Raw genomic sequence first — 7163 nt, 5'->3', positions numbered from 1 at the left:
TTTACGTTCACCCTGTCAATGTCGAAGTCAAGCTCCCTGAGCACAGCAAGTCTCTGCGCTGCGAACGCCTCGTTCAGCTCTACAAGCCCGAAGTCAGACAGCTTCATTCCTGTCTTCTCAAGAAGCTTCCTCGTAGCAGGCACCGGCCCTATACCCATGATATCCGGGTCGCACCCTGCAGATGACCAGCCAATAACTCTAGCCATAGGCTTGAGCTGAAGCTCCCTGGCTTTTTCACTGCTCATGAGGAGCACTGAGGCACCTGCATCATTGATAGTTGAGGAATTGCCTGGAGTCACCGTGCCATCCTTCTTGAAGGCGGGCTTGAGCTTTGCAAGTCCTTCAAGTGTCGTGCCCGGCTTAACGCCCTCATCCTTCGAAATTGTAACAGTGCCCTTCCTTGTTACTACATCAACCGGAACTATCTCATCATCGAACGCCCCGAGCTCCATAGCCTTAGCGGCCTTCATCTGGCTGGAATAGGCAAACCTGTCCTGTTCATCACGGCTGATACCGTATTTTTCAGCAAGCCTTTCCGCTGTCATCCCCATTCCCTCAAGAAGGTCAGACAGAAGGTCATCAATAGTGTCCTTCCCCATCCTCAGTCCTTTGCGGGCGTTTCTTATTATGTAGGGGATCCTTGTCATGTTCTCCATGCCCCCCGCAAGCATGATATCGGCCTCCCCGGCCTTTATCATAGTTGCTGCAAGGGATACGCTCTTTATGCTTGATGCGCAGTTCTTGTTTACAGTGAAGGCCGGCACCTCTATTGGTATACCGGCATCAAGCGCCGCCTCCCTTGCAGGATTTCCCTTAGGGTCAGTTCCGCTGATATTCCCGATTATGACCTCATCGATTATCCTCGGATCTATTCCAGCCCTTCTGATAGTTTCCCTTAAGCTCACTGCTCCAAGAGTCTTTGCCTGCACATCAGAAAAAGAACCCATGAAGCTCCCTATCGGAGTCCTTGAAGCACTTACAATTACAACATCCTTCATTACCCTGCCTCCTTGCATAAAGTGTGCTACATGTACCAGCCGCCATTGCAGCCTATGACCTGACCTGTAATATACGATGATTCCTCCGAAGAGAGGAACCTTACAAGGTTTGCTATGTCTTCAAGCTTACCTATCCTTTTTAAAGGTATTGAATCCAGCATCCTTGCCATTACCTTGTCAGGTATCGCATCAGTCAACGGTGTCCTTATAAGGCCTGGTGCAACTGCGTTCACATTAATATTATACACCGCAAGCTCCCTTGCAAGTGTCTTTGTAATACCGATGACAGCGGCTTTTGTAGCCGAATAGTTAGCCTGACCTATGTTTCCACTCTGCGCAGAGATTGAGGACAGGTTTACAATCTTTCCGCATCCTGCGTCCTTCATCATAATCGCAGCAGGCTTGGTGCAGTTAAACACTCCTGTCAGGTTGATATCAAGGACCTGCTGCCACTCTTCCGAGGTCATCTTGAGGAACGTGCTGTCCCTGGTGATTCCGGCATTGTTGACCAGGATATCCAGCCTTCCGAAACACTCCCTGATATCCTCGAACATCTCTTCAACCTGTACCGTATCCGCAACATTCGCACCCGATACGAGCACCTTCCTGCCCAATGCCCTTATCTCATCAGCTGTCTCCATGGCTGTCCTCGCATCCATGTCATTGACCACAATATCTATCCCATCTGAGGCAAGCTTCAATGCTATCGCCTTTCCCAGGCCTCTTCCAGAACCGGTAACCAGTGCAACCTTGATATCTGAAACCACTATATTCACCCCTTACTATAACAGAATGCTCGAGCAATACTGATCTTCAGGCTTTCCCCAGCAAGCCTGCCTTCATGGCCTGCTTGAGCAAATCCTCCCGGAAATCAGGATGAGCAATTTCAATCAGCGCCAGAGCCCTTTTCTGCATTGTCAGGTCCTTGAGATTGACACGGCCGTACTCAGTCACAACATACTGCACTTCAGTCCTTGGAGTTGTAACGACAGTACCTGGAGGTGCAGACAGTACTATCCTGCTGCTCTTGCCAAGCTTCCTGCTGTCAACAGAGGAGGATAGGGCAATGAAGGATTTCCCTCCACTGGACATCTGGGACCCGCGGACAAAATCGAGCTGACCACCAGTACCGCTGTACTGGTTCAACCCTATTGACTCCGAGTATACCTGCCCTGTAAGGTCGACCATGAGTGCCGTGTTGATGGACATGAAGTCGTCAAGCTGAGCTATGGTATATGGATTGTTCACATAGGTATAAGGAGCGAAATGCATGTCATCATTCCTGTCCAGGAAGTCATACAGCTCCGGTGAGCCAAATGTGAATGACGCAGTCATCTTTCCTGGCATCAGGCGTTTTCTTCTGCCAGTGATAACACCTTTTTCATAAAGGTACTTCATCGAATCAGTCATGAGCTCGGTATGGACCCCCAGGTCCCTGTGGTTTCTCAGACCATAGCCGACGGCTCCGGCTATCCTTCCAATTCCAAGCTGGATGGTTGCACCGTCAGGGATCTCACTTATGATGTGGGAGGCGATGGCCTTCTCTTCCTCATCAGGTTCAGAATCCCTTGAATATGGCTGAGTATGGCTAGTTTCGACGATGATGTCAGCACTATTGATATGCATCCGGTTTTCCTGGCCATATACATATGGTGTCCTCTCATTGACCTGCAGGACTACCATTTCACAGGATCTCAGGACATCTCCAAAAAGCGCCGGGCCAGTTGCCCCGAAGCTTACATACCCTTCATCATCAGGCTTCGAAACATCAAGGAATGCGATATTCGGCCTTGCTACAGTCCTGCACCAGTGGTCTATCCTGCTGAGGTGTATGGAACTGTATTCGACCACGCCATTCTCAAATCCAATCCTTTCCTGCGGCCCCATGAAGAAGGTGGAGAAACTGAAGTGACCTTTGGCATCCCTTCCAAAGCACTTCTGCGGAGTAGCGATCAGCGCCCCGCACAAGGTCACGCCATGAAGCTCATCCATCCTCCCGTAAAGGGCATCTGCCAGTGTCTGTGCGATGCTTGAGGCAGCGCCGATGAAAACACGGTCGCCTGACCTGATGCATTTCACAGCCTCATCAGCCGATACAAGTTTCCTCCTATAGTCATCCTTCCAATCCATTCTTCACCTGCTCCTGTAGATACAAATTTTGTGCTAGCCCGTCATCATGGTCAGCCTTGAAAAAAGTGTCCCGGTGAAGAGACACTTTTGACAATGCTATTGCAGATTCCTTTTCAACAACTTGCCTTTTCTTATCTCTCCAGCTGCTTCAGACCAAGGATCTCCCTTGCCTCGGAGGATGTGGCAACTTCCTTGCCGAATACATCTACAGCCCTTACAGCCCTCTCGACAAGCATGACATTTGTCGCCTTTACTCCCTTGGAATAGTACACGTTGTCCTCAAGTCCGACCCTTATGTTTCCGCCAAGCGCCAGTGTCGCGTACATTATCGGCATGTGTCCAGTACCTATACCGAATGCTGACCATGTGGAACCTGCCGGCAAATGGTTGTACAGATAAACGAGGTTCTCTACTGTCGCCTTCATTCCCCCTGTTACACCAAGCACAAGCTGGTAGTACTGAGGCCCTACAAGCGTGCCCTGCTTCAGGTGATACTCGACATTGCTCAGCATGCCCATGTCAAATATCTCGATTTCCGGTTTTACGTTGTAGTCAAGGTAAGTCTTTCCAAGTTTATCGAGGAACTGTGGGTTATTGTCGAAAAGGAAGGCTCCTCCGAAGTTCATGGATCCGGCATCGTAGGATCCAAGCTCAATTTCAGGTATCGTCTTGAAATGCTCCATCCTCGCATCTTCATTTGCCTTGTAAGTGGTCGTTCCCGACGACGTCGCACATATTACCACATCGCAGTCCTCGTGTGCCCTGAGAAGTTTTATTGTTTCAGCGAACCTTTCCCTGTCCATTGTCCCATTGCCATCCTCATCCCTCATATGAAGATGGACGACAGAAGCTCCGGCTTTCCAGCATGCGTATGCATCCTCGGCAATGTCATGTGGGGTAAGCGGAATCGCCTCATTAAGCTCCTTCTTTGTTACAGCACCGGTTAGCGCAGCAGTGATTATTACCTTGTTCTTGAGTTCAGTTCCCATATTTATCTCCTCTCATTTGTGGTTTTTGCCTGGAATAGTATCCTGGCATGATTTCTTTCACTGCATATAAAGCAAAAACCATGCCAAACAGCCAATCCCTGTAAACGTAATGATTCCGGGGGCTTTTACAGGAATAAGAGAAAAACTTGTCTCACAATCCGACAGTTCAGAGACGATAATTGTGGGATATCAATACAACAGCCTTAACAGTATCTCAAGAGTCCGAAACAAATTTCGTTAATTTCATCACAATTGTATATTTGCATGAAACTAGTGTTATACTTTAAATTGATTTCGTTTTCACGAGGGGGTTTTGCAAATGGGATTATCTAAAGAGAAAATCGAAAACATAATGAAGCATGCTGTGAACTCGATGCCGTTGTCGATAATCACTGATGAAAATGCAAACGTAGTCTTTATCAGCAGGTCCTACAAGGAGCTCCTTGGGATCTACGATGATGACTATATCGGAAAACCAGTACTCGAGATAATTCCCAATTCAAGGATTCCGTATGTCCTGAGGACAGGAAATGAGATCATCGGAGATATCTTCGTCCTAAAGAACCAGGACCTCGCATTCTGCAACAGGATCCTCATCAAGGATGATGAAGGGAAGGTACTCGGGGTGCTCTCTACTTTGACACTTGGCATGGACCAGGTGGATGCCATGAGCAAGACAATAGAAAAGCTTAAGAACGAGAACCTCATCTACAAGAGCAAGATAAAGAAACTCCGGAAAGAGATCTACTCAATCGACTCAATCGCAAGCAACTCGACTTCCATGCAAAAGCTGAAGAATGTTGTCGAAAAGATTGCAGACTCACCTGTTTCAGTCCTCATTACAGGCGAAACAGGTACTGGCAAGGAAGTCTTCGCAAATGCGATACATATGATGAGCGGAAGATATGAGAACAAGTTCGTCAAGATCAACTGCGCTGCCATACCGAAGGACCTTCTTGAATCAGAGCTGTTCGGCTATGAGGATGGTGCCTTTTCTGGTGCTGTGAAGGGCGGTAAGATAGGAAAGTTCGAGCTTGCAAATGGCGGCACGATACTCCTCGATGAGATCGGGGAGATGTCGCTGGAGCTCCAGTCAAAGCTTCTGAGAGTGCTCCAGGAGAGAGAGATTGAACGTGTGGGCGGTCTCAAGACGATAAAGATAGACGTAAGGGTAATAAGCTCCACCAACCAGAACATAGAGGAACTGGTAAGGACCGGAAAGTTCAGGGAAGACCTTTATTACAGGATAAATGTCGTAGAGCTTAACATTCCTCCCCTCAGGGAGCGATATGAGGACATACCTGCTCTCTGCGAGATATTCATAGACAAGATCAACAGGACCCATGGACTTGGCATCTCAGGAATTGATGTCTCTGCACTGAAGCTATTTCGGAACTACAACTGGCCAGGCAACATCCGCGAGCTTGAGCATGTCATCGAAAGGGCTTCAGTAATGAAGAAGATAGGGGTGCTAGAGGTTGATGACTTTGAGTTCCTGATGAAGAAGATATTCAAGAATGGCGAACCCCCTGCAGCTGCTGAATCCCCTAAGACTCTAGATGATATAAGGGATGTTGCTGAAAAGGAGCTGATCATAAAGGCACTCCTCACATCGAAAGGAAACAAGACAAAGGCTGCAGAAGCACTTGGAATAAACAGAAGCGTGCTTTATGACAAGATGAAGAAGCACGGAATAGACTGATACCAAACTCAGGTCATAGTTCGGCTTACTAAGTCATGGTTTCTGGTTCCTTAAGCATATTCTGCAATTACAATTCGAAGAAGCAATAAAAAATGATTCTGATCAGCGTTACAGCTTTTCAGAATCATTTTCATTTAATGCTCAGAAGTCAGTGATTATGCTAATTTGCCTTGGTTAGAGTCCCATTGCAATGACTGAAGTCGTCAGTATAACGAATGTAATGAGCGGGACAATTACCGATACGACTCCAACAAACCTGTAGCCTTCCTTATGCGTAAGTCCAAGCCAGCTGAACATGATGAAGAGTCCGCTGGAATGTGGAAGTGAGTCAAGGCTTCCTGCTGCAATGGATATGAGCCTGTGAAGTATCGGAAGATTTGCGCCTGATGTCTTGAACTGTTCAGCGAAGGTCTGGAGAGTTATTGTAAGTCCGCCTGATGATGATCCTGTTACACCGGATATTATCGCTGTAGCAATAGTACCTGTCCAGTAAGGGTTCATCTGGAAGCTGTTGATCCAGGCAACCACGTCGATGAATGCAGGAGATTTCTGTACGAGTGTTCCAAATGCTACAACTGCGCAAGGACCTGCAATAGCGCCAATGGCACCGCCAAGACCTGTGTTTATCGTAGCCTTCTTGTCCTTGATCCTGTTCCAGAAGAAAGCAAGTGCAACAACAGAAGCTGTAATCATAGCCAATACTATAAGTGCTGCAGCATTAGGTATAAGTCCCTTGAGACCTATGATCATACCCACAACTACCATCAGCGGTATGAATGAAAGTGTAGCTGATGGGAGTGTAGCCCTGTCAACTTCATACATGGTATGGTCTGTACCTGGAATGTATGAGAAGTGTTCTCCCAGCTTCCTGAGTCTTCCTTCTTCCCACTTGAGGTAAACAAGGATCATCACTGACATCATTATCGTAGCTACAATACCAAGTGTAGGTGCAGCTGTGATTGATGTTCCAAGGAATCTGGTAGGTATTACGTTTGTGAGTGCCGGTGTTCCTGGCATTGCAGTCATACTGACTGTAGCTGATCCGGCAACGAATGCTCCGATTGCAAGTCTTCTCGGGATGTCAGCCTCCTTGAAGAGGACCATGATTATCGGTGTAACAGCGAAGATTGCCACGAAAAGGCTTATTCCGCCGTAAGTGAGAACTACAGTTATGAGATATACGATAAGCACCGCTCTCTTTGAAGAGAGTGTAGAAAATTCTGTGTTTGGACCTCTGACTTAAGATTATAATAATCTTAAATCGGAGGTTTTAAACATGGCAAAAATTAAAAGGGACCCAAGGCTGATGGAACTAGCTAAACAGTTTCTGGAAATCTATGAGCC

The 7163-nt window shown here is 47.4% G+C and carries 6 protein-coding genes; 1 reads left to right on the top strand and 5 read right to left on the bottom strand.

The genetic code is table 11. The features are described 5' to 3' along the window. From T472_RS16340 to T472_RS16325, 4 genes are all read right to left on the bottom strand, one after another. A partial coding sequence (locus tag T472_RS16340; RefSeq protein ID WP_023863723.1) for a thiolase family protein occupies window positions 1-998 on the bottom strand: 998 nt, incomplete at its 3' end. A gap of 26 nt (window positions 999-1024) precedes the next feature. Continuing rightward, complete coding sequence (gene fabG / locus T472_RS16335) at window positions 1025-1765, bottom strand: 3-oxoacyl-ACP reductase FabG (RefSeq protein WP_023388068.1); 741 nt, start codon at window positions 1763-1765, stop codon at window positions 1025-1027. Window positions 1766-1811: 46 nt separating this feature from the next. Further along, window positions 1812-3128, bottom strand: coding sequence for an acetyl-CoA hydrolase/transferase family protein (locus T472_RS16330; protein ID WP_023388067.1), 1317 nt, complete (start codon window positions 3126-3128; stop codon window positions 1812-1814). A 131-nt stretch (window positions 3129-3259) separates the two neighbouring features. Continuing rightward, window positions 3260-4117, bottom strand: coding sequence for a beta-keto acid cleavage family enzyme (locus T472_RS16325; protein ID WP_023388066.1), 858 nt, complete (start codon window positions 4115-4117; stop codon window positions 3260-3262). Window positions 4118-4436: 319 nt separating this feature from the next. On the opposite strand from T472_RS16325, the gene T472_RS16320 reads away from it, so the two are divergent. After that, entirely contained in the window at window positions 4437-5819 is a 1383-nt protein-coding gene (locus T472_RS16320) for a sigma-54 interaction domain-containing protein (protein ID WP_023388065.1), read from the top strand. 174 nt (window positions 5820-5993) lie between these two features. Here the strand turns inward: T472_RS16320 and T472_RS16315 are convergent, their stop codons facing one another. Then, the gene (locus T472_RS16315) at window positions 5994-7010 is read right to left on the bottom strand and encodes a GntP family permease (protein WP_023388064.1); all 1017 of its coding nucleotides are present in this window, start codon (window positions 7008-7010) and stop codon (window positions 5994-5996) included. Window positions 7011-7163 lie beyond the last annotated feature (153 nt).

This window comes from Youngiibacter fragilis 232.1 (genome assembly GCF_000495435.3).
Classification (GTDB): domain Bacteria; phylum Bacillota; class Clostridia; order Clostridiales; family Clostridiaceae; genus Youngiibacter; species Youngiibacter fragilis.
This window is presented reverse-complemented; position numbering and strand designations above follow the sequence as displayed.